This window comes from Prauserella isguenensis, assembly GCF_014191605.1.
In the GTDB taxonomy this organism is placed as follows: domain Bacteria; phylum Actinomycetota; class Actinomycetes; order Mycobacteriales; family Pseudonocardiaceae; genus Prauserella; species Prauserella isguenensis.
Map to the genome: position 1 here is coordinate 81,047 of NZ_JACHWU010000010.1, position 23,393 is coordinate 104,439.

19 protein-coding genes and 2 pseudogenes are annotated in these 23,393 nt (G+C 68.1%); 8 read left to right on the forward strand and 13 right to left on the reverse strand.

What is annotated here, in order from left to right; genetic code table 11:
* Positions 1-49: 49 nt before the first annotated feature.
* The gene (locus FHS23_RS22350; protein ID WP_183659337.1) at positions 50-988 is read right to left on the reverse strand and encodes a LysR family transcriptional regulator; all 939 of its coding nucleotides are present in this window, start codon (positions 986-988) and stop codon (positions 50-52) included.
* Positions 989-1,095: 107 nt separating this feature from the next.
* Between FHS23_RS22350 and kdgD the strand changes: the two genes are divergently transcribed.
* The 3 genes from kdgD (at position 1,096) to FHS23_RS22365 (ending at position 5,022) form a co-directional block, all read left to right on the forward strand.
* Positions 1,096-2,022 (forward strand): 5-dehydro-4-deoxyglucarate dehydratase, encoded by a 927-nt coding sequence (kdgD, locus tag FHS23_RS22355; protein WP_183659339.1) that lies wholly within the window; start codon positions 1,096-1,098, stop codon positions 2,020-2,022.
* A complete protein-coding gene (locus FHS23_RS22360; protein ID WP_183659341.1) occupies positions 2,019-3,599 on the forward strand; it encodes an aldehyde dehydrogenase (NADP(+)) in 1,581 nt (526 codons plus the stop codon). The genes kdgD and FHS23_RS22360 overlap by 4 nt, the downstream gene beginning before the upstream one ends.
* 133 nt (positions 3,600-3,732) lie before the next feature.
* Positions 3,733-5,022 carry an Nramp family divalent metal transporter gene (locus tag FHS23_RS22365; RefSeq protein ID WP_183659343.1) on the forward strand — a complete coding sequence of 430 codons (1,290 nt, stop codon included), beginning with the start codon at positions 3,733-3,735 and terminating at the stop codon, positions 5,020-5,022.
* 188 nt (positions 5,023-5,210) lie between these two features.
* On the opposite strand, the gene FHS23_RS22370 is transcribed toward FHS23_RS22365, so the two are convergent.
* The 7 genes from FHS23_RS22370 to FHS23_RS22400 all read right to left on the reverse strand — a co-directional run bounded on the left by FHS23_RS22370 (position 5,211) and on the right by FHS23_RS22400 (position 13,012).
* Positions 5,211-6,842, reverse strand: coding sequence for a thiamine pyrophosphate-dependent enzyme (locus FHS23_RS22370; protein WP_183659345.1), 1,632 nt, complete (start codon positions 6,840-6,842; stop codon positions 5,211-5,213).
* Positions 6,843-6,899: 57 nt separating this feature from the next.
* Entirely contained in the window at positions 6,900-7,973 is a 1,074-nt protein-coding gene (locus FHS23_RS22375) for a mandelate racemase/muconate lactonizing enzyme family protein (protein ID WP_343054190.1), read from the reverse strand.
* On the reverse strand, positions 7,970-8,848 hold the full coding sequence (locus FHS23_RS22380) for an NAD-dependent epimerase/dehydratase family protein (protein ID WP_183659350.1): 879 nt from the start codon (positions 8,846-8,848) through the stop codon (positions 7,970-7,972). The genes FHS23_RS22375 and FHS23_RS22380 overlap by 4 nt, the downstream gene beginning before the upstream one ends.
* Positions 8,849-8,948: 100 nt before the next feature.
* Complete coding sequence (locus tag FHS23_RS22385) at positions 8,949-9,932, reverse strand: TRAP transporter substrate-binding protein (protein ID WP_246382608.1); 984 nt, start codon at positions 9,930-9,932, stop codon at positions 8,949-8,951.
* 57 nt (positions 9,933-9,989) lie between these two features.
* On the reverse strand, positions 9,990-11,285 hold the full coding sequence (locus tag FHS23_RS22390; protein ID WP_183659354.1) for a TRAP transporter large permease: 1,296 nt from the start codon (positions 11,283-11,285) through the stop codon (positions 9,990-9,992).
* On the reverse strand, positions 11,282-11,827 hold the full coding sequence (locus FHS23_RS22395; RefSeq protein ID WP_343054193.1) for a TRAP transporter small permease: 546 nt from the start codon (positions 11,825-11,827) through the stop codon (positions 11,282-11,284). Before FHS23_RS22395 ends, FHS23_RS22390 begins: the two co-directional genes overlap by 4 nt.
* Positions 11,828-12,007: 180 nt before the next feature.
* Positions 12,008-13,012, reverse strand: coding sequence for a LacI family DNA-binding transcriptional regulator (locus FHS23_RS22400; RefSeq protein ID WP_183659359.1), 1,005 nt, complete (start codon positions 13,010-13,012; stop codon positions 12,008-12,010).
* A gap of 412 nt (positions 13,013-13,424) precedes the next feature.
* Here FHS23_RS22400 and FHS23_RS22405 point away from each other — a divergent pair, with 412 nt between their 5' ends.
* Complete coding sequence (locus FHS23_RS22405) at positions 13,425-14,876, forward strand: glycoside hydrolase family 28 protein (RefSeq protein ID WP_183659361.1); 1,452 nt, start codon at positions 13,425-13,427, stop codon at positions 14,874-14,876.
* A gap of 37 nt (positions 14,877-14,913) precedes the next feature.
* The gene (locus tag FHS23_RS22410; RefSeq protein WP_246382609.1) at positions 14,914-16,341 is read left to right on the forward strand and encodes a glycoside hydrolase family 28 protein; all 1,428 of its coding nucleotides are present in this window, start codon (positions 14,914-14,916) and stop codon (positions 16,339-16,341) included.
* A gap of 39 nt (positions 16,342-16,380) precedes the next feature.
* Here FHS23_RS22410 and FHS23_RS22415 read toward each other — a convergent pair whose 3' ends face one another.
* Entirely contained in the window at positions 16,381-17,073 is a 693-nt protein-coding gene (locus tag FHS23_RS22415; protein ID WP_183659363.1) for a GntR family transcriptional regulator, read from the reverse strand.
* A 72-nt stretch (positions 17,074-17,145) separates the two neighbouring features.
* Between FHS23_RS22415 and FHS23_RS22420 the strand changes: the two genes are divergently transcribed.
* Entirely contained in the window at positions 17,146-17,577 is a 432-nt protein-coding gene (locus FHS23_RS22420) for a VOC family protein (protein WP_183659366.1), read from the forward strand.
* Between the two features lie 152 nt (positions 17,578-17,729).
* Here the strand turns inward: FHS23_RS22420 and FHS23_RS22425 are convergent, their stop codons facing one another.
* The 4 genes from FHS23_RS22425 to FHS23_RS22440 all read right to left on the reverse strand — a co-directional run bounded on the left by FHS23_RS22425 (position 17,730) and on the right by FHS23_RS22440 (position 21,722).
* The gene (locus FHS23_RS22425) at positions 17,730-18,647 is read right to left on the reverse strand and encodes a glycine betaine ABC transporter substrate-binding protein (RefSeq protein ID WP_183659368.1); all 918 of its coding nucleotides are present in this window, start codon (positions 18,645-18,647) and stop codon (positions 17,730-17,732) included.
* A 39-nt stretch (positions 18,648-18,686) separates the two neighbouring features.
* Positions 18,687-19,574, reverse strand: coding sequence for an ABC transporter permease (locus tag FHS23_RS22430; protein WP_183659370.1), 888 nt, complete (start codon positions 19,572-19,574; stop codon positions 18,687-18,689).
* On the reverse strand, positions 19,574-20,779 hold the full coding sequence (locus FHS23_RS22435; protein ID WP_183659372.1) for a betaine/proline/choline family ABC transporter ATP-binding protein: 1,206 nt from the start codon (positions 20,777-20,779) through the stop codon (positions 19,574-19,576). The genes FHS23_RS22430 and FHS23_RS22435 overlap by 1 nt, the downstream gene beginning before the upstream one ends.
* A gap of 298 nt (positions 20,780-21,077) precedes the next feature.
* A complete protein-coding gene (locus FHS23_RS22440; protein WP_425501165.1) occupies positions 21,078-21,722 on the reverse strand; it encodes a C39 family peptidase in 645 nt (214 codons plus the stop codon).
* Positions 21,723-22,124: 402 nt separating this feature from the next.
* Between FHS23_RS22440 and FHS23_RS22445 the strand changes: the two are divergent.
* Positions 22,125-22,901, forward strand: a pseudogene (locus tag FHS23_RS22445) (endonuclease I family protein); the annotation flags it as partial.
* A 60-nt stretch (positions 22,902-22,961) separates the two neighbouring features.
* A pseudogene (locus tag FHS23_RS23470) lies at positions 22,962-23,210 on the forward strand (ribonuclease domain-containing protein); the annotation flags it as partial.
* Positions 23,211-23,393 lie beyond the last annotated feature (183 nt).

Below are 23,393 nucleotides of genomic sequence, written 5' to 3' on the forward strand. Positions count from 1 at the left end.
ACACGCCTCCGGCCGGGCACCGTTACCCGACTCCGACGGATAGTGGGTCCTAGTCGGACGTTCGCGCCGCGGCACCGTCTCCGAGGTCGAGCGCCGGTTCGACGCCGTCGCCCGCGGCGGTGAAGAGTTCCAGGAAGGCCGCCAGTGCGGGGTTGTCGTTCTCGGCGCGCCACGCCACCCGCAGCTCGACCGGGTCCGGGACCGGGAGCGCCACAGGCCGGAACACGAGCCCGGCGAACCGCAGCCGCGCCGCCGTGGACGGCACCAGCGCGATCCCGAGTCCTGCCTCGACCAGCGCCAGCGCGGTGTGGACCTGCGAGACGTACTGCACGTACGTCGGCCGCACCCCCGCTTCGCCGAAGATACCCACGACGAGGTCGTAGAAGTAGCGCGCCTCGAGCGGCGAGTACCCCACGACGTCGGCTCCGTGGAACGCCTCGAGCGGCAGCCGCTGCTCGTCGGCCAGCGGGTGCCCGGCGGGCAGCGCGGCCACCAGGGCCCCCGTTCCCACCAGGCGGGACTCCACCCCGGGCGGCGTCGGCGGCCGCACCAGGCCCGCGTCCAGCGTGCCGGTCGAGATCCGGTCCAGCTGATCCCTCGTGACCAGTTCCTGCAGCACGATCTCGACATGCGGAAGCCGTTCGGCCACGGTGCGCAGGACCGTGCCCAAGACGCCGTATCCGGACGTCGCCGTGAAGCCCAGGTTGAGCAGGCCGGCGCGGCCCGCCGTCATGCGCCGGGCGGACTGCGCGGCGTTCGCGGCGTCGTGCAGCAACCTGCGGGCGTCCCTCAGGAAGGCTCGACCCGCGGGGGTGAGCCGCACCGTCCGGCCACTGCGATCGATCAGGCTCACGCCGAGTTCCTTCTCCAGCTGCTGGATCTGCCTGCTGAGCGGCGGCTGCGTCATGGTCAACCGCTCGGCGGCGCGGCCGAAGTGGCCTTCCTCGGCGACGGCGACGAAGCCCGTTAGCTGCTGGATCGTGAACATCGATGCGTTTCCTGAATCAGAAGATGCGAAATCGGAGTTGGACGCGCATTGCTCGACGAGCCTAGCGTCCCCGCCACGGGCCAGACCACCCCTGGAGGAAGTACGCGATGTCCCAGTTCACGCCCCACGAAACAGCCCGGCAGCTGTCGGACGGGCTCCTGTCCTTCCCGGTGACACACTTCCGGGACGACCTGAGCTTCGACGAGGCCGCCTACCGCGAGAACATCGCCTGGTTGAGCGGCTTCGGCGCGGCCGGACTCTTCGCCGCGGGGGGCACCGGCGAGTTCTTCTCGTTGACCCCCGACGAGGTGTCGACGGTCGTGACCGCGGCCGTCGCCGAGATGCCCGACGACGTCCCCCTCATCGCACCGGCCGGCTACGGCACGGCCACGGCCGTCGAGCTGGCACGCGCCGCCGAGCGCGCGGGTGCCGACGGACTGCTGCTCCTGCCGCCGTACCTCACGGAGGCGTCGCAGGACGGTCTCGTCGAGCACGTCAAGGCCGTCTGCGCGGCCACGTCGCTCGGCGTGATCATCTACAGCCGCGCCAATGCGGTCTACACCGACGAGGCCGTCGCGCGCCTGGCCGACGCGTGTCCCAACCTGGTCGGGTTCAAGGACGGGGTCGGCGACATCGAGCGCATGACGCGCATCCACACGCGGCTCGGCGACCGGTTGACCTACATCGGCGGCCTTCCCACGGCCGAGACGTTCGCCCTGCCGTATCTGGAGATGGGCGTGACGACCTATTCGTCGGCCATGTACAACTTCGTCCCCGAGTTCGCGCAGCGGTTCTTCACCGCCGTCCGTGCCCACGACCGAGCGACGGTCGACCGCTACCTCGCCGAGTTCGTCGTGCCCTACTGCGACATCCGTAACCGCAAGGCCGGTTACGCGGTGAGCATCGTGAAAGCGGGCATGAAGGCCATCGGACGTCCGGCCGGACCGGTTCGCGCGCCGCTGACCGACCTCGACGACGACGAGCTGAAGCAGCTCGCCGAGCTGATTTCCCGTATCCCCGAGGAGAATGCATGAACACCCCGACCGGTCGAATGATCATCGCCGGCGAACCGGTCGCCGGCACCGGCGCGGAGATCCGCGCCGTCGATCCAAGTACCGGCGATCGGCTGGAACCCGCCTTCGCCCACGGCGGGCCGGTCGACGTCGACCGCGCGTGCGCCGCCGCGTGGGACGCCTTCGGCACCTACCGGACGGTGCCGGTGACGAAGCGTGCCGAGTTTCTCGAGCGCATCGCCGACAACATCGAGGACGTCGGGGACGCCCTGGTCGAACGCGCCCACGCCGAGTCCGGTCTGCCGCTCGCGCGTCTGACGGGCGAGCGCGGCCGCACCACGGGCCAGCTCCGCATGTTCGCGACACTGCTGCGCGACGGCAACCTCGAGATCCCGCGGATCGATCCCGCACAGCCGGACCGCACGCCGCCCCGCGCCGACATCCGTCAGCGGGACGTCCCGCTCGGGCCCGTCGCCGTGTTCGGCGCCAGCAACTTCCCCCTCGCCTTCTCGGTCGCGGGCGGCGACACCGCGTCGGCACTCGCGGCGGGCTGTCCCGTCGTCGTCAAAGGCCACGACGCCCATCCGGGCACGTCGGAACTCGTCGGGCGGGCGGTCAGCGACGCGGTCGCCGAGACGGGATTGCCCGCGGGCACGTTCTCCCTGCTGTTCGGCCGCGGTCCCGACCTCGGCACGGCGCTGGTCACCGATCCGCGCATCCGTGCCGTGGGATTCACCGGGTCGCGGCAGGGTGGCCTCGCGCTCGTGGCCGCAGCGCAGGCGCGTCCGCGCCCGATCCCGGTGTACGCCGAGATGAGCAGCACGAACCCCGTGTTCCTGTTGCCGGGCGCACTCGCCGACCGGGCAGGGGAACTCGGCACCGCGTTCGTCGGTTCACTCACCCTCGGCGCGGGCCAGTTCTGCACCAACCCGGGCATCGTCGTCGCCGTGGACGGTCCGGACCTACGGCGATTCGTGGACGCGGCCACGACGGCGATCGCCGCATCGGAACCGGCCACGATGCTCACTCCCGGGATCGCCGACGCCTACGCCCGGGGAGTCACCACGATGTCCGGCCACGACGACGTCGAGGTGCTCGCCCGGGGCTCCGAATCGGACCGGCCGGTCACCTGCCGCCCGGCGCTGCTCGCCACCGACGCCGAACGCTTCGTCGCCGACGAGTCGCTGCAGCAGGAGGTGTTCGGCTCCTGCGGCATCATCGTGCGCTGCCGCGACGCGTCCCAGGTCCGCGCCGTCGCCGACGCCCTCGAAGGGCAGTTGACCGCGACCGTCCACACCGGATCCGGTGACGAGTCCGAGGCGGCAGCCCTGCTGCCCTCACTGGAACTCGTCGCGGGCCGCGTGCTGTTCAACGGTTGGCCGACGGGCGTCGAGGTCGGCCACGCCATGGTGCACGGCGGCCCGTTCCCCGCCACGTCGGACTCGCGGACGACCTCGGTCGGTACCCGCGCCGTGGAGCGATTCCTGCGCCCCGTGTCGTACCAGGACCTGCCGGCAGACCTGTTGCCGCGCCCGATCGCCGACGGCAACCCGGACGGACTGCTCCGCCGGGTCGACGGCGCCGTCGACCGGCACTAGCCGTCCCCGGCGGGTGCCCGCCCCATGGTTCGGGGCGGGCACCCGCCGACCCTCCCCACCGAACTCCGTTCCACGACAACGGGACGGCGACCCGGCCCAACCCCCTCCGGAAACAGTCAAAGAGGACCGTGTGATGGACCACGAAACCAACAATGCAGCCGTCGAGAATCCGAAAGTGACCTTACGGGACCGACTACGGAAATTCGGACCGGGAATCGTAGCCGTCCTGAGCATGATGGGGGCCGGCGACCTCGTCACGGCCTCCGTTTCCGGATCGAGCTACGGCTACAACCTCATGTGGCTGCTCGCCCTGTCCTTGGTCGTTCGGTTCGTCATCGTGAACCTGATGGGCCGCTACCAGGTCCTGAACACCAAAGGACAGACGATCGTCGAGGGATACAGAGATGTGTCCAAGTACTTCCCGTGGTTCATCGGCATCGCCATCCTGATCAGCGGCCACCTGCTCAACGCCTACATGATCACCGGTGCAGGCGAGGCACTGACGTGGATCTTCGGCATCGGGCAGCCGTTCCTCTGGTCGTGCGTCGTGGTTCTGGTCAGCCTGTTCGTCATCGGGCGCAATGTCTACACCACCATCGAGAAGCTGCTGAAGCTCTTCCTCGTCCTGATGACCATCGCTTTCCTGGGGTTGGCGATCTACTCGGTTCCCGACGTGGGCGGGATCGTCAAGGCCACGGTCGGATTCAGTATCCCCGAGAACACCGGCACGTTCGGCGTCTTCGCCGTCGCCCTCTCGCTGATCGGGGCCGTGGCGGGGTCCATGGCCAACTTCCTGTACCCCTACTTCGTCAAGGACAAGGGCTGGACGGGCGTCGGATACAAGAAGACCCAACGTAACGACATCCTGTTCGGCATCTGTGCCGCCATCGTCATCAACCTGGCCGTCTGGGTGGTGGGGGCCGAGCTCCTCGCACCGAACAACATCTCGGTCGACAGCCTGGAGGACATTTCCAGGGCCCTGTCGCTCCACCTGGGCGACTTCGGCGCTCTCGTCTTCTACATCGGCGCGTTCGGCATCCTCTACAGCAGCGTGATCGGCTTCGCGAACGGATTCCCCAAGGTCGTGATCGATTGTCTGCACATCGTCCGGCCCGCCCGGCGCGAGAGGTTCGGGCGGAAGTTCGAGGACGACCCGTGGTTCAAGTGGGTCAGCCTGTTCATCCTGATCTCCCCGATCATCTGGTCCGTGCCGGGAATGCCCGGGTTCGTCGAGATGGCGGTCTTCGTGACCGGACTGCAGGCCGTCGTCGTCCCGATCGTGGCGGTCGGCCTTCTGATTCTCGTGAACAAGCGCAGCCACCTCGGCGAGCACAAGGCGAACGTCGTCGAGAACGTCGTGCTGTTCCTGACCACTGCACTGGCGATCTGGGTCAGTGTCGAGGTGGTGCTGGGATGGTTCTAGACGGCTCCGGAACGGCCTGAGGAGCCGAACGACGCCGGCGGTGCGGGCACCCGGCTCCGCGAACACGACGTGCCGCGACGGCGCACCCGCTTCGCCTCGAGACGAGGCGGGTGCGCCGTCCGCATGCGGCGCCCGCGGCCTCGTGGACCGGTGGCTCGTGGACCGTGGTGACGTGGCCGGCATCGCGATCACTCGGTGACGATCTCGATCAGGCTCGTACCTCCGGAGTCGAGACACGCGTCCAGGGCAGACCGGAACTCGGATGGCGTATGCACGCGGACACCGTGAGCGCCGAAGGCCCCGGCCAGCGCCACGAAGTCCGGATTCACCAACTCCGTGCCCACGACCCGCCCGGGATACGCGGCTTCCTGGTGGTTGCGAATCGTGCCGTACCGCGAATTGTTGACGACGACAACGACGATGTCGAGGCCGTACCGCACGGCCGTCGACAGCTCCTGTCCCGTCATGAGGATGCAGCCGTCCCCTGCGAATGCGACGACGGTTCGGTCCGGGAACGCCAACTTGGCCGCGATGGCCGCCGGGAGCCCGTAGCCCATGGCACCGGACTGGGTGCCGGCCTGCGACGGGTAGGCGGTGAACCGGCGGTGGCGCTGTGGCCAGCTCGTGTACGCGCCCGCACCGGTCGAGATGATGGTGTCGCCGGGTGCACGGTCGTTGAAGACCTGCATGTACGCGAGGGAGTCCGGACTTCCGGCGGACGGAGTGGCAAGGCTGCGGAGATAGTTCTCGCGGAGGCGCCCGCACCACGCGGTCCGTTCCGCCTGCAGCGCGGAATCCTCCTGCAGCGCAGGAATGTCCTGCGGCGATGCGGGAAGCGCCATGACGAACTCGGCCGGTCCGGCGACGATCGCGTGGTCGGCGCGGTACACGTGGTGAATCACGTCCGGGTCCGGATGGATGTGCGTCACGCGCTGGGTCGGCTGCGGCACGGCCAGGAGACCGTGGTCGTCCATACTGGCCGCGTCGGGCCGAGTCCCGAGGAAGGCGACCAGATCCGCCTCCCTCACGGCCGCGGAGAGTCCGTCGGTGGTGCGGAGTCCGAGGGGTCCGACATAGACGTCCGAGGTGTTGGCCATGACGTCCTGGTTCCGGAACGCCGCGGCCACGGGCACACCGAACGCCTCCGCGAACTGCCGCAGCCGACGAGTCGACGGTTGATCCCATCCGGTCCCACCGGCGACGACCAGAGGCCTTGCGGCGCGGCCGAGATCGGTGACGAACGCCTCCACGTCGCTGCTCGCGACCCCGGGCCGCACCGTCCCGCCGGGCCGGACCACCGGCGCGTCGGTGGTGTGCCCCAGCACGTCTTCCGGCAGGGCGACGACGACGGGACCCGGTTCTCCCGACACGGCGGTGTGGAAAGCGCGAGCGATCAGTTCGGGAACCCTGTCGGCACGGTCGACCCGGACGACGTCCTTCGCCAGGGAACCGAACATCTGCTGATAATCCACCTCCTGAAAGCTCCGCCTGCCGAGGTGTTCGGTGCTGACCTGCCCGACGAGCAGCACCATCGGGCTCGCGTCCTGATGCGCCGTGTGCACGCCGATGCTGGCGTTCGTGGCACCCGGGCCGCGGGTGACCAGGCACACGCCCGGACGACCCGTGAGCTTGCCGTACGCGGCGGCCATCATCGCCGCGCCCCCCTCCTGGCGCGCGGTGATCAGATCGATGCGGTCGCGTGCGTCGTACAGTCCGTCGAGCACGGCCAGGTAGCTCTCCCCCGGGACGCAGAAGGCGACGTCTGCGTCGTGTGCCAGCAGCTGTTCGACCACTGCGTGGCCTGCGAGACGCGGATGCACGGGGAGGGTCACCTTCCGGGTGTGTCGAACGGGGCGCGGCCGGGGCGTACTCGAGCCTCACACATCGAACACCAGTCCGTGACCGGGGCCGGTGTCGGCGCGGGCTCCGGACGCGTCGACGCTCACCCCCGACGGCTCGGCCAGCCCGCCCAGTTCCTGCAGCGACGCCCTGTCGATCGCCTCCACCATGGACACCACCGGCACGCACAGCGCGAGCTGTGCCGACATCTCCGGCAACAGGTGCGGTGCCACCGGCACGTCGTGGGCGGCCGCGAGTTGGGCGATCCGCAGGAACGGCGTGATGCCGCCGACACGGACCACGTTGGGCTGGGCGATGTCGCACACGCCCGCCGCCAGCATGTCGCGGAACTGGCGCACCGTCCGCAGGTTCTCGCCCACGGCGAACGGCACCCGCGTCGTCGACCGCAGTCGCACGTGTCCCGCGAGGTCGTCGGCGGGCAGCGGCTCCTCGATCCAGTACGGATCGAACCGTTCCAGCGCGTTGATGGCACGCGACGCCGTCGGCACGTCCCACCGCTGATTGGCGTCGACCATGAGCTTGGCGTGCGGGCCGATCAGCTCGCGTACCGCCGCGACACGCTCCAGGTCACGGTCCAGCTCGGCGGACCCGATCTTGATCTTCACCGCGGTGTGACCCGCCTCGACCCAACGACTCACCTGCGCACACAACTCGTCGAGGTCGTAGTCGAGATTCACGCCACTGGCGTAGGCGGGAACGACGTTCCTGCGCCTGCCGAGCAGGTCGACGAGGCCGGTCCCCGACGCGCGGGCACGCAGGTCCCACAGTCCGATGTCGACGGCCGCCTGCGCCATCGCGGCGATGCCCCCGGGCCCGGCCTCGTGCAGCCGCGCGTACAACGCCTCCCAAACGACCTCCGGATGCGTACCCGCGCCGCGCAGAAAGTCGGCGCACTCGTCCTCGAGCAGGGCACGCACAGCGCTCGCCCCGACACGCGGGGTCCAGCTGAACCCCGTGCCCTCGGCGCCGGTGTCGTCCCGCAGCCGGGCCACGACGACGTCGTGGAAGCTCACCCCACCGTCCCACGTCCCCGGCAGCGGCAGCCGGATGCTCGCGCACCGCAGCTCGGCGATCCCCGCGGCGGCGCTCACACCAGCTCCGTACGCCAGTCGTACCTCGGCGCCCATCCGAGCAGCCTGCGCGCCTTACTCGTGTCGAACGCGGACGCCGTACCCGCCAGCTGCCCGGCGATCTTCTCCGGCACGGCCATGTATTCGGGGAGGAGTTCGCTCAGCGGTTTCTCGGCCAGTGCATCGGCCGCCGCCACGAAGAACGTCTCGCCGTTCGGCACGTGCTCCGCCTTCGCCAGCAGCAACCGGACGAACTCCGCGGCATCACGGGCGTCGACGTAGTTGAACAGCGACACCGCCGCCCTGGTCCGGTTCTCGAGCCGCTGGCGCACCGTGCCGCCGCCCTGCGTCGGCGCGCCGCGCCACTCCTCTGGCGAGACGACGAAACAGGGCCGGAAGATGTGGAACCGGCCCTCGCCGCGGCGTGCGAAGGCCCGCACGACGTCCTCGGTGGCCACCTTGGACATGGTGTAGGCGTTCCACGGCGCCACCGGATGGTCCTCGTCCAGGGGAAGGTAGGACGGCTGCCACCCGGCGGGGTTGCCGTATCCCATCACCGTCGGACTGCTCGCCACGAGCACGTGTCCGACACCGAGATCGGCCGCGGACTGGCAGACGTTGTAAGCCAACGACGTGTTCGTGGTGAACGTGCGGACGTCGCTGCGCATCCCGGGGGCCGGGATCGCCGCCAGGTGCACCACCGCGTCCGGCCGGAAGCGCGCCAGCGTCGAATAGCACTCACCGGCGTCGGTCAGATCGGCCGGGAACGTCGCGACGTCGTCGTCGCGCTCCTCCGGCACCGTATCCACCGACACGACCTCGTCGCCCGCCGCCGCGAGCGCGCCGACCACATTGCGACCCAGCCGTCCCGAACCACCGGTCACGAGGACCCGCATTCCTACTCCTCACACCTGGTTGCCTCCCCGTGCGGGCACGACGCGCGTGCCCGCACGGGGAGGGAACATCGATTCTCCGCAGCGAAACGTCAGCCGTCCGCTACTGCTTCTTCGCCGCCTCGACCGCGTCCATGAAGTCGCCGTACTGACCGGCGTAACGCTCCTGCAGATCGGACACCGCGTCCTTGAACGCCTGCTTGTCGTCGACCTCGGTGATCGTCACGCCCGCGTCCTCGAGCGTCTTGCGACTATCGGCCACCTCTTGCCGCCACAGTTCGCGCTGGACCTCCGTGGACTCACGGGCCACCTCACGCACGAGCTTCTGGTCCTCTTCGGACAGCTGGTCCATCGCCGACTGCGCGATCATCAGCACCTCGGGGACCCGCTGGTGCTCGTTCAGCGTCAGGTTCTGCGCGACCTCGTAGTGGCGCGTGGACACATAGCTGGGCAGGTTGTTCTCCGCCCCGTCGATGACCCCGGTCTCGAGACTGCTGTAGACCTCCCCGAAGTCCATCGTGGTCGCCGATCCGCCGAGCTTCTCGACCACCTCGGCCGTGATCGACCCGGGCTGCACCCGAATGTTGCGGCCCGCCAGGTCCTCCGGCTTCTCGACCGGCTTTCCTGTCGTGTAGAGCGAGCGGGCACCCGAGTCGTAGTACGCGAGGCCCTCGGCCCCCATCTCCGACAACTCCTCGAGCTTGGCCTTCCCACCGTCGCCCTGGAGGTAGTTCCAGAAGTGTTCCTCACTGTCGAAGGCGTACGGGACGCCGAAGGCCTTCCACGACGGCACGAACTCGCCGACGAGGTTCGCGTTGGTGCGGTTGAGCTCGACCGAGCCCATCTGCATCTGTTCGAGCACGTCCCGTTCCTCGCCGAGCTGGGCGTCCGGGTACACGTCGACGGTGATCCGGCCGTCGGAACGCTTCTTCAGTTCCTCTGCGAACCATTCGTCGGCCTTGGTGGTCGGATAGTCGCCCGGATGGGTCTCCGCCAGGCGCCAGGTCACCGACTCCTGGGCACCGCCTGCACCGCCGCATGCGGCCAGACCGAGTCCGAGCGTGGCCGCCAGGGCGACCGTGGTCATTCGACGAAGCGCTGCGCTGCGCATATGTCTCCTTTCACGGGGAACGGGGAATCACCGTCAGAAACCGAGCGCGTGCGGCAGGGTCAATGACAGAGCGGGAACGAAGGTCACCAGGAGCAAACAGGCGACCATCGGCACGTAGAACGGGAGCACTCCACGTGCCGCCTGTTCGATACGGATACCGCCGATCGCGGAACCGACGAACAGCACACTTCCGACGGGCGGGGTGATCAGGCCGATGCCCAGGTTGAGCATCAGCATCACGCCGAACTGCATCGGGTCCATACCGAGCGACGTGACCACCGGCAGCAGGATCGGCGTGGTGATCAGGATCAGCGGCGCCATGTCCATGATCGAGCCCAGCGCCAGCAACAGGACGTTGCACAGCAACAGGATCACGACCGGGTTGTCGGACAGCCCGAGCAGCGCGTCGGTGAGTGCCTCGGGCAGTTGCAGCACGGTCAGCAGGTGTCCGTAGGCGCCCGCCGCCGCGATCAGGAACAACACCGTGCCGAGCGTCTTCACCGAGCGGCGCAGCATGCCGACCACGGCCCGCAGCGGAACCTCGCGGTACACGCCGAACGTGATGAGCACGGCCCACAGGCACGCGATCGCCGCCGACTCGGTCGCCGTGAACACGCCGCTGAGGATGCCGCCGATCACGATGACCGGGGTGAGCAGACCGAGCAGGCCCTGCCAGACGATCTTCGGCACGTCCCGCGCCGGGATCGGCTCGCCCTTGGGGTGCCCCTGCTTCCTGGCCGTGACGTAACAGGCCACGAGCAGCAAGGCCGCGATCAGCAATCCGGGCACGACACCCGCCATGAACACGCCGCCGATCGACACGCTGCCACCGGCGGCGAGCGCGAAGATGATCATGTTGTGACTCGGCGGGATCAGCACGCCCTGGGTGGCGCTCGAGACCGTGACGCCCACGGAGTAAGTGTCCGGGTAGCCCTGCTGCCGCATCATCGGCAGCATCACCGAGCCGACCGACGACGTGTCGGCGACCGCGGAGCCGGAGATCCCGCCGAAGAAGGTGCTGGCGACGACGTTGAGCATGGCCAGCCCACCGCGCACCCACCCCACGACGATGTTGGCCAGATCGATCAACCTGCGGGCGACCCCTCCTCCCGCCATCACTTCACCGGCGAGGATGAAGAACGGAATGGCCAGCAGTGGGAACGAGTTCAGCGCCTGGACCATCTTCTGTCCGACCAGCGGCAGCGGAACACCGATCCACAGCGCCGCGGCGATCGAGGAGACGGCGAGCGACAACGCGATCGGCACCCGCAGCAGCAACAGGGCGGCGAACCCACCGAACAGCAGCAGAACCGCGATGGGGTCGATCATCGGTCATCACCCTCTCCGGCCCGGCCGGAACCGGGTGTCTCCGACGCCGGCGCCGGATCCGGTGGATCGAGTGGGATCCGCCCGAACAGCTGCAGCACGCTGTAGACGGCGATCAGAACCCCCGCGACGGGCATCGCCGCGTACTGCACGGACGTGGGCAGGCCGGTACCCGGCAGCGTCGAGTGCATCATCAGTCGTGTGAACTCGCCGCCCTGCACGACGAGATAGCAGCCGAACGCGACCATCAGCGCCGGCGCGATCCGGATCGCCACGTTGCGCACAGGCCGGGGCAGCCGGTCGACGACGAACCCGACCGCGATGTGGCTGTGCTCGCGGATTCCCTTGGCGATGCCCAGAAAAGCCAGCCAGCACAGCAGCAGCAGCGCGAGTTCGGAAGCCCAGCCCGGGGTGAAACCGAGGACGAAGCGGGCGAAGACCTGCCAGCTGACCACCAGCACCATGGCAACGAGGCCGAGCAGGGTCAGCGCATCGGTCGTCCGGTCGACGGCGACGAGCCCCAGACGTAACGCCCGGGCAGGCACCGACGACCTCGATGGGGACTCTGACATGGGACGAGAAACTCCGATCGGCATTGATGGAGCCCGCACGAACACTCCGTACGAGAAACCGGTTTCTCACCCTAGCCGGGGCCGCGATGCTGTCAAGACCGGAAGCCGGATCGGCCGTGGCCGACGCCTCCGCTCGCCGAGACCACGAGCAGGTCAGCGCGGGTTTCTGGCCGTGCTCTGCCGGACCTCGAGACGCGGGGTGAAGCAGACGTCGGCGGGCGGCTCCTCGCCGCGGAGCACGGCCGACAGGCGCTGCCAGGCCTCCTCGCCGAGCGCCTCCTGCGGCACGGCGACGGTGGTCAGCATCGGTGAGGCGTAGCGGGCGAACGCGATGTCGTCGAACCCGACCACGCTGACCTGATCCGGAACGGACACACCGATGGCGTGGAACTTGCCGAGGGCCCCGAGCGCGACCAGATCGTTGTACCCGATGATCGCCGTGGCACCCGTGCCGAGAGCCCGGTCGGCGGCCTCGTACCCGTCCTCGTGCATCGAGCCGCACTCGAGCACGGTCAACTCGAACCGGCCTTCGGCCGACGCGTGCAGTGTGTCGAGCCGCTGCTGGTTCGACACACTCGCCATGGGGCCGGACAGGTAGGCGACGTGCCGATGGCCGAGCCCGGCGAGGTGGGCCACGAGCGCACGGATACCAGCGGCGTAGTCCACCGCGACGGTCGGCGCGAGCAACCCTTCGACGTGCCGGTTGACCAGTACGAACGGTTCGAGTTTGCCTGCCAGTTCCAGCAACTCCTGGTCGTGTGACCGCGGCGAGCAGAGCACGAGACCGTCGGTGCGCAACCGCGTCTCCTGCGCGAGGAACGGTTCCTCCAGTGGCATCTCGTGGCTGTCGGTGACGAGGACGCGATAGCCCTCCACCCCGGCGGCGCGACTGATCCCGCGCAGCACCGACTGGAACATCGGGTTGCCGAGGTCCGGCACCAGGATCGACACCAGGTCGGTCCGTCCCCGCGCCAACCCCTGGGCGACGGCGCTCGGGTGGTACCCGAGGGACGCCGCCGCCTGCTGCACCCTGCGGGCGAGTTCGACGTCGACCGTGCTCCTGCGATTCATCACCCGCGACACGGTCGCGGGTGACACCTGCGCGGCCCGAGCAACGTCCCTGATCGTGACCGAGTGCGCACGTTCGACGGGATCCATGGATCCACCCCTCCGTTCTCGACGTCGACATCCCGCGCCGCCGCGCACGACACCGGGCCCATATGCGGAAAGCGGTTTCAGCGGTGCGGGACGCCATGTTCGACCTTATCCCACGTCAACCACCTCGGAAGCGCACGACCCGTGTTTCCGAGGTACTGGCCGACCCTCCCCGGTTCGCCTTCCCGGGAGCACAGAACCGGCTGACCTAAGCCATGCGCGCCGGAACGCCGTGCCCGATCGGCCCGACTTCTCCCATTGACACCGGAATCCGGCTGCTGTTCCATCAGAAACCGGTTTCCGACAAGGCCGATCGGCGAGAGATCGGGTCGACGTCGTCCCGCGGAACCCGTCCCCGGCCAGGACCGGCCGGGGAGCACGTGTGCTCACCGTCGAGTACCAGCGAGGAGAACGCATGTCGTCAACAGTCCTCACCCGCACCCTGACCGCCGTGTTCGGCGCGGCGCTCGCGGTGTCCGTCTTCACTCCCGCAGCGGCCGGTGACCCGCCCGAGCACGCCCCGGGTCAGTCCGAACCGCAGGGCTGGGAGCTGGCCGACCGGATCCGCAAGGAGGTCACCCCTCCCAACATCCCCCAACGCCCGTACGACGTCACCGACTACGGCGCCGATCCCACCGGCGAGCGGGACAGTACGGACGCCATCGCCGCAGCCATCGACGCGGCGTCCGACAAGGGCGGCGGCAAGGTCGTCGTCCCGGCAGGCGAGTTCCACACCGGCGCGATCCACCTCGAGAGCAACATCGAACTGCACATCAGCGACGCTGCCACCGTCCGGTTCAGCCAGGACCCGGCCGACTACCTACCCGCGGTCAAAACCCGCTGGGAAGGTATCGAGTTGTACAACTACTCGCCTTTCATCTACGCCCACGACGCGGAGGACGTAGCCATCACCGGCGGCGGCACGCTCGACGGCCAGGCCGACGACGAGCACTGGTGGCCGTGGAAGGAAGAGTCGAACGGCGACGGCGGGGTCATCGAGACCGAGCATCGTGACCAGCTGTTCCAGTGGGCCGCCGACGGCGTGCCGGTCGAGCAGCGCCGGTTCGAGGACAGCAAGCTCCGGCCGAACTTCGTGCAGTTCTACGAGAGCGAGAACATCCTCGTCGAGGACGTCACACTCACCAACTCTCCGATGTGGATGATCCACCCGGTCCTGTCGGAGAACGTCACCGTCGACAATGTCACGCTCGACAGTCCCGTCGGGCCCAACAGTGACGGCGTCAACCCCGAGTCCAGCAAGAACGTCGTCATCAAGAATTCCAGCTTCGACAACGGCGACGACTGCATCGCCATCAAGTCCGGACGCAACGAGGACGGTCGCCGGATCGGTGTACCCAGCGAGAACATCGTGATCCACGACAACACGATGGCCGACGGACACGGCGGCGTGACCATCGGCAGCGAGATGTCCGGCGACGTCTACAACGTCTTCGCCGAGAACAACGTCATGGACAGCGAGAACCTCGACCGCGCACTGCGGATCAAGACGAACTCCGTGCGCGGCGGCACCGTCGAACAGGTCTACTTCCGCAACAACGACATCCCGCAAATCGGCGGCGAGGTCATCCGAATCAACTTCCAGTACGAGGAGGGCGACGCCGGCGAGCACACACCGACCGTGCGCGACATCCGCATCGAGAACGTCCACAGCACCGGCGGCGAATTCGGCCTCTACCTGCGCGGCTACGAACAGTCGCCCATCAGCGACGTGACCATCCGCGACTCGACCTTCTCCGACGTCGACACCCCGATGGAACTGGAGCACGTCGACAACCTCCACCTGGACAACGTCGACATCAACGACCGCCACTACGACGAGGTCATCGACGCCGGCCCACTGAGCTGACCGGCTCACCGCTTCGACTCACTGCGGAGGAGAACGCATGAAACAGCGGTCACGAAGGAAGAAGACACTCATCGCGGCACTGGTCGGCCTGCTGTGCACCGGGGTGGCGGCCGGCTCCGGTGCCACGGCGGCGCCGGAGCCGGACAGCCAGGGTTCGGCGGGCAAGGACCCGCTGTGGAACATGGCCGACCGCATCGTCGACAGGGTCGAGGAGCCGGCGATTCCCGACCAGCGGTTCCGGGTCACCGATTACGGAGCCGTCGGCGACGGGAGGACGGACGACCACGACGCGATCATGGCGGCGGTACGCGCCGCCGACGAAAGCGGTGGCGGCCGGGTCGTCCTTCCCGAGGGCACCTGGCTCAGCGAGGGGCCGATCCACCTCGAGAGCAAGATCGACCTACATGTCGAGGCGGGAGCACGGCTGCTGTTCGGCTCCGACCCCGCCGACTATCTGCCCGTCGTGCACACCCGCTGGGAAGGCACCGAGATGTACGGCTACTCGCCGCTCATCTACGCCCAGGACGTGCACGACGTGTCGATCACCGGCACGGGCGTCATCGACGGCAACGAGGCGAGCGAGTTCCTTTCCTGGCACGCCAAGCAGGACGAGGACATGCAGAAACTCCGGCGCATGGGCTTCGACGGAGAGCCGCTCGAGAAGCGCCGGTTCGGGGAGGGACACTTCCTGCGGCCGAGCATGATCCAGTTCTTCGGCGCCGAACGCGTGCTGCTGAGCGACTACACGGTCACCAACTCACCGTTCTGGATCAACCATCTGGTCTACACCGATCACGCGACGGTGCGGAATCTGACGGTCGACAGCCACAACGCCAACAACGACGGGGTCGACGTCGACTCGAGCACGAACGTCCTCGTGGAGAAGAACACGTTCCGCACCGGTGACGACGCCGTGGTGGTCAAGTCGGGACGGGACAAGGACGGCCGGGACATCGGCAGGCCGAGCGAGCGGGTCGTCGTCCGGAACAACGACATGGGTGGCGAGGACGGAATCGCGCTGGGCAGTGAGATGTCCGGCGACATCCGGTACGTGTTCTTCGACGACAACACGTTGCGCTCCGGCGCGTCGGCCATCCGGTTCAAGGGAAACCTCGATCGCGGCGGCACGGTGGAACACATCCGCGTGCGTGACTTCCGGGTCGAGGAGTTCGATACCCTGATCTGGTTCCAGTTGGACTATCCCGGTGAGCTCGGCGGGGACTTCCCACCGGTGTATCGCGACCTGGTGTTCGAGGACTTCACGGTCGACAGCGCCACGACGACGCTGGAGGTTCACGGGCCTGAGGACGTGCCGTTGCGGAACGTCACGCTGCGCGATGTCAGCGTGGCGGAGTCCGAGACACCGATGGTGCTGGAGAACGTCGAGGACTTGACGTTCGACGACGTGACGATCGCGGGCCAGCGCATCGACGGCGACCTCGACTGGCGCCGCGGCGAGCCGTAGCCGACCGTTTCACCATAGGCGGGCACACCGCGCGCCGTCCTATTCGGACTCCCACTGTTCGGGTCCCGGGGACGGTGTCGCGGTGTGCCCGTCGGTCAGCACGGCGAACGCGTGCGCCCGGTGTTCTCCGAACAAGTGCGCCGCCCGGTCGGTATCGCCCGCACGCAGTGCGGCTGCGAGTTCGCGGTGCTCGGCGGGCAGATGCGTGACGTCCGCGTCGAGGCCGACCCGGGTCAGCAGGAACAGGTGCACCTGCGAGCGGATCGCGTGCCACGCCTCGCGCAACCGCTCGTGTCCGGCAGCCCGATACACGGCGTCGTGGAAGGCGATGTCCGCACGCACCATCGCGTAGGCGTCTCCGGCGCGGCCCATCGCCTCCGCGGCCGTGTCGACCTCCGCGAGGTCGCGCTCGTCGGCCCGCTCGGTGACCAGCCGTACGGCGAGCCCTTCCAGTGCGCCGCGCAGGCTGTCCAGTTCCACGATGTCGGCGGGCGACAGTTCGACGACGAACGCGCCGCGGTGCCAGGCCGTCCGCACCAGGCCTTCCCGTTCCAGCCGCAGCAGCGCCTCGCGGACCGGGCCGCGACTGACCTCCAGCGCCCGCGAAAGCTCGACCTCCCGCAGCTGCGCACCGGGCGAGTACGTGCCGTCGAAGATCGCCTCGCGCACCGAGTCCGCGACCTCGTCGGCAAGCCCGCGTCGGCGGGCCGGTGTGACGGTCCGCTCGGACATCCGCACCTCCTCTTGTCCTAATGTTAACATTCAGGCAAGACAGCACGGCCGACCGCGACCCAGGAGGCACCCGTGACCGTCCTCGATTCCCCCATCCCGCGCTTCCACCTGGCCATGCCGGTCGACGACCTCGATGCCGCCCGGCGCTTCTACGGCGATGTGCTGGGGCTCGAACAGGGCCGCAGTTCGGACACGTGGATCGACTGGAACCTCCACGGCCACCAGTTCGTCACCCACCTCGCCCCGGGTCGCCAGAACGGCGTGCACAACCCCGTCGACGGGCACGACGTGCCGGTGCCCCACTTCGGCCTGCTCCTGACGGTCGACGAGTTCCACAAGCTCGCAGGCCGCCTGCGCGCCGCGGACACGACGTTCGTCATCGAGCCGTACCTGCGATTCGAAGGCCTGCCCGGCGAGCAGTGGACGATGTTCTTGCGCGACCCGGCGGGCAACGCGCTCGAGTTCAAAGCGTTCGCCGACGACGACCAGGTCTTCGCGGTCTGATCGCGAACCCGCCGGGCCGCCGTTCCACGGTCGCCGGGCGGTGCGGCGGCCGTCACGGTGTGCCCGCCGTGCACCGAGCGCACCGACGCGTGCCGGCAGGCCATCGCCCGCCGGCACCACGCCCACCATCTCGGGTCCGTCACCGATCGACGTCACTGACCCTTGAGCTGACCGAACGCCTCGTCCATGAGCTGCTGGTTCTGCTGCGCCCACTGCCCGGCCGCCTGCAGTTCCTGACCCTGACCGGCCTCCTGGATGGTGTTCTCCAGGCTTTCGAGCTGCTTTTCCGTCAGCGAGAAGTTCTCGATGACGCGGGTCAGCTCCGGGAAGTCCTGCCCGAACCCCTCCCGTCCGATCATGTGCAGCTTCTCCGCCTCACCCATCGACCCCTTCGGATCCTTGAGGTCCTTCAGGTCGTAGCGGGAGTACGCCCAGTGCGGGTGCCACAACGTCACGACGATCGGTTCCTTGTTCTGGATCGCCCTGTCCAACGCGGACAGCATCGCCGTGGTCGACGACTTCTGCAGCGTCATCGCCGACCCCAGGCCGTAGTCCGGGATCATCTTGGTCTCGACCAGCCGGGTTTCGCCTGCGCCCGGTTCGATACCCGTGATCTTGCCGTCGAACTGGCCCGCGTGCTGCTTGAGGTCGGCGAGCGAGTTGACGTTCTGCACGTACGAGGGCACGGCGATGTCCAACGTGGCCTGGTCGTACCAGACGCCGAGATCCTCGACCCGGTCCTTGTACTGCTCCCAGTAGTCCGAGTGCGTGACGGGCAGCCACGCATCCTGGAACAGGTCGACCTCTCCCTGCGCGACGGCCTGCCAGGTCGGTGCCACGTCGAGCTGCCGGAGGCTCACGTTGTAACCCCGCTCGTCCAGCTCGGCCTTGAACAGGTTGGCCAGCGCGATGTTCTCGTCCCATGCGATGTAGCCGATGGTGAGATCGTTTCCACCACCCTCACCACCACCGCCGCCGCTCTCGTCGTCACCGCCTCCACAGGCACCGACGACCATGACCAGCAGCGCCGCCAGCACCGCGGGAAGCGTTCGTGATGTTCGCCTTCTCATCCGTTCCGTCCTCCTTTCACCGAGGGCCGCACCCCGTGATCACGCCGCTCCCGCGAGCCTGCGTGCGCGACTGACCGCGGATTTCGCGGACATCGACGCGGTGATGCGGTCGAGATAGATGGCGAGGATCACGACGCTCACGCCGTACTCGAACCCCGCGCCGAGCTGCAGCCGGGTCGTGGCCTCGAAGACGTCGGCCCCGAGCCCGGGCGTGCCGACCATGCCGGCGATGACCACCATCGACAGCGACAGCATGATGATCTGGTTGACGCCCGCCATGATCGACGGCATGGCCAGGGGAATCTGGATTCCCGTCAGGATGCGGGTGGGGGACGAGCCGAACGCCTCCCCCGCTTCGACCATCTCCCGGTCGACCTGCCGGATGCCCAGTTCCGTCAGCCGAACCCCGGGCGCGAGCGCGAACATCACCGTCGCGACGATGCCCGGGCCGACGCCGATCCCGAAGAAGATCACCGCCGGGATCAGATAGATGAACTGCGGCACGGTCTGAAGGAAATCCATGACCGGCTTGATCATCCTGCTCGCCGTGTCGCTGCGGGCGCCGAGTATGCCCAGCGGAACCGCGATGGCCACCGCCACGATCCCGGCCAGCAGCACGAGCGAGAGCGTCTGCATCGCGCTGTCGTACGAGTCCAACCCGTCCAGCAGCGCGAACCCGAGCAGCGCGGCGATCCCGAACTTCCAGCCGCGTAGCCACAGCGCGAGCAGTGCGAAGACGAGGATCATCACCCACGTCGGCGGCCAGGTCAGCAGCTCCGCCAGCGACGTGACCGCCGAGTCGAGCCCCTCGGAGATCGCCGTGAAGAAGTCCCCGAAGTTGTCCTGCAACCACTGGACCAGGTCGGCGAACCGCTCGCCGAGGGGAATCCTCGGCACCTCCCAATCCGCGACGGCCGTGGCGCGCATCAGCGGTCCTCCCCTTCAGTGCGGTCGGGGGCGCGTTCCACTTCGCCCAGCGCCGCGAGCAGCGCCGCTTGATGGACGACCCCGATCAGGGTTCCGTGTTCGTCGACCACGGCCAGTGGCAGCGGCCCCGACGCCGCGGTGAACAGTTCGCTGACGGCGGTGTCGCCGCGCACCCGCGACACGGGCCGCTGCGCGGCGTCCACGGTCGACCTCCGGTGCCGGACCGCCTCGCGAGCGTCGGACTCCTGCACGGCGCCCACCGGCGCCCCTGTCTCGTCGACCACCACCACGGTCGACAACTGCTGCTCGTCCATCGTTCGCAGCGCCTCGTCCGGCGAGGCGGACGAGGGCACGGTGTGCAGCGGCTTGTCCATCACCGACCGTGCCGTCAGGACCCGCGCCCGATCCACGTCCCGGACGAACTCGGAAACGTAGTCGTCGGCGGGTTCGGTCAGGATCGCCTCGGCCGTGCCGATCTGCACGATCCGGCCGCTCCGCATCACCGCGATCCGGTCACCCAGCCGCATCGCCTCGTTGAGGTCGTGCGTGATGAACACGATCGTCTTGCCCAACTGCCGCTGCAGGGAGAGCAGCTGGTCCTGCATCTCCCGCCGGATCAGCGGGTCGAGAGCGCTGAACGCCTCGTCCATCAGCAGCACGTCGGTGTCGGCCGCGAGTGCCCGCGCGAGCCCCACCCGTTGCTGCATCCCGCCGGAGAGCTGCTCGGGGAGCCGATCCTCCCAACCGTCGAGCCCGACCAACGACAGCGCCTGCCGGGCCCGTTCGAGCCGCTCGTGTTTGCCCAGTCCCTGGATCTGCAGCCCGTACGCGGCGTTCTGCAGCACGCTCCGGTGCGGAAACAGTGCGAAATGCTGGAAGACCATACTCATGTGCCGCTTGCGCATGTCGCGAATCTGCCGCGCCGACATCGCCGTGAGCTCGACGTCGTCCAGCTGAACCCGGCCGTGGGTCGCGGGAAGGATTCCGTTCAGCATCCGGAGCAACGTCGATTTCCCCGACCCGGACAGTCCCATCACGACGAAGATCTCACCGGAACGCACGTCGAACGAGACGTCCACGACGGCCGCGGTGGTGCCCGGCACGGCCGTCTCCGTACCGTCGTCCCCGCTCAGCAGGCCGCGAACCGCCTCGTCGGCACGGCGGCCGAACACCTTGTAGAGGTTTTCCACCTGGATAGAAGGCACCTCGGTCCACCCTTCTGGCGAAGTAAGGAAAACCGAGTTCCAGCTTAGTCCGAATTCCGAAAAAAGAGCGGGTGAACTACCCACCGACACCCGTCGGAAACAATCGGTGACGACCCCGAAGAATGGACGGAATACAAAAGGTGGAAAATCACGTGGATTCTCCGGTAGTGGTTCGACAATAGATCATGTGGCGCCGGTCCGGAGAACCCTCGCCGCTCGCCCGGGGTGACGGCGTGCGACGGGAAGGAGCCGGCGTGCGCGCTCCGCAGGCGGAAAGCGCACACGCCGGCGCAGGACCTCAGGCGCTGTAGCCCTTCGGCGGAATCAACGAGGCGAACTGGTCGAACGTGAGCCAGTACATCTGATATCCGCCGAACGACGCGGGATCGGCGATCTGCACGGTTCCGTTGTAGTCGTCGTAGCCGACCACGGTGAAGTAGTGATAGATCGTCTGGTCCGGCGGATACCCCGGAGGCTGATTCCCCGGAGGCGCCACGATGTTCGCCACGATCGCGTCACCGGCATTGATATTGGTGACGACGTCGTCCCACAGCCGGCCCTTCTGCGCCTGCGTCGGCGGATCGTTGGGCATCTCCGTGGTTCGATAACCGCCGACGTGGTTGTTCATCACGGACGTGACCTGACTGATGTGGTCCGTACCACCGGTGTGAGTACCGAGCTCGGCCGCCAGGTCGGCCTGACTCCGGTACACACCTTTCGCCGACAACGCGATCCGCGTCGCGGCAGGCCCGCACCAGTAGGAGGTCTCCTGCACCTGGTAATCGACATTCAGCGTCACCTCGCCCGCCTGCGCGGCCAGCCACGCCGGCGTCGCCTGCTGCTGCACCGACGCCGATTCGACGGCGGCCACCTGCGCGGGCACCGCTGCGGACAACCCGAGCGCGGCCACCGCCGCGCCCGCGGTGGCCGCCACCTTCCGCATCTTCATCCGACGACTCCCATCTCGTCCGAACACCCGCCGAAAAGAGTCCCTTTCGCCCGTTTCGGCCGCGCCAGAATAGAGATCGCGGACGCCCGGCGACACCCGGAAAAGAGATGAAAGAACCCCGCCGGCGAAAATTCCCCCGAGTGTTCGCACCGACTACTTCCGGATCGGAACGGACAATTCCCCCACCCGCGACACTCTCCCGTGGCCGCCACCTACCGCTGAACGGACCAGCGCGCGCGGACCTTTCGGCCCATTCAACCCGAGCGACGGTCGCATATCGCATTCCCGTAACGACCTGTTCATCGACCCACAGACGTTCGTCGGTTATTTCATTTTGCTCTTTCGTGTGAAAGTGAGCGTCGCCCTGTGTGACGACTGCAGAATCGAGGTCCCGCGATGCGGACACGTACCACCCGATGGGCGGTGGGAGCCCTGTCGGCTTTCGCCGTCACCGCGGGCATGCTCGCACCGGTTCCGGCGACGGCGGACGTGCCCGCCGGTTACTACGACGCCGCCCAAGGCCTGACCGGCGACGAGCTGAAGAGTGCGCTCAACGACATCATCAGCGACAGCACGCAGCTGTCGTACGACGACATATGGGACGCCCTCAAGGCGAGCGACGAAGACCCGAACAACCCGAACAACGTCGTTCTGCTCTACAGCGGCGAGTCACGGAGCAAGGACGCCAACGGTGGTGGCAGCGGCGACTGGAACCGGGAACACGTCTGGGCCAAGTCGCACGGCGATTTCGGCACGTCCGGCCCGGGCGCCGACGCGCATCACCTGCGCCCGACGGACGTGCAGGTCAACAGCACCCGTGGCAACAAGGACTTCGACAACGGCGGCAGCGAGGTCGACGGTGCACCCGGCAACTTCACCGACGACGACTCGTACGAGCCGCGTGACGAGGTCAAGGGCGACGTCGCCCGCATGATCTTCTACATGGCGGTGCGCTACGAGGGCGAGGGCGGTGCCCCCGACCTCGAGCTCAACGATCAGGTGGACAACGGGTCACAGCCGCTGATGGGCCGGAGTTCGGTGCTGCTCGACTGGCACGCCGCCGACCCGGTGAGCGACGTGGAGCGCACGCGCAACGACGTCATCTACGAACAGTTCCAGAACAACCGGAACCCGTTCATCGACCACCCCGAGTGGGCGGGCGAGCTCTTCGGCGACGGTTCCACGCCGGCTCCCGACCCGGAACCGGAACCGGAGCCCGGCTGCGGTGAGGCGGCAGGCCTGGACACCGTCGGCCTGTCGTCGTTGCCCGCGGACGCACGGACGACCATCGAGGAGGCCCGAAGCGGCCGGACCGGCGAGACCTACGAGAACCGCGAGGGCGTCCTGCCCGACTGCGAGGACGGCTATTACCAGCTGTTCCACGTCGGCTACTCCGACCGCGTGATCGCCGGTGACGGCGGCGAGTTCTACTACACGCCGGACCACTACGAAACGTTCCAGTCCGTCGACCTCGACTCCTGACACGGAACGATTTCCCACCCGGGTCGGTGCCCGCCTCCGCGGGGGCACCGACCCGTCGTCGCTTCCGGGGCGGCCGCCCGACGGGCGGCTAGGTGCTGTTTAGGAATTGATCTTGGTGAGGTCGGCGAGCCAGATGTTGATGGCGGCGATGTGCAGGGTGGCTTCGTAGCGGACGGCGAGTTT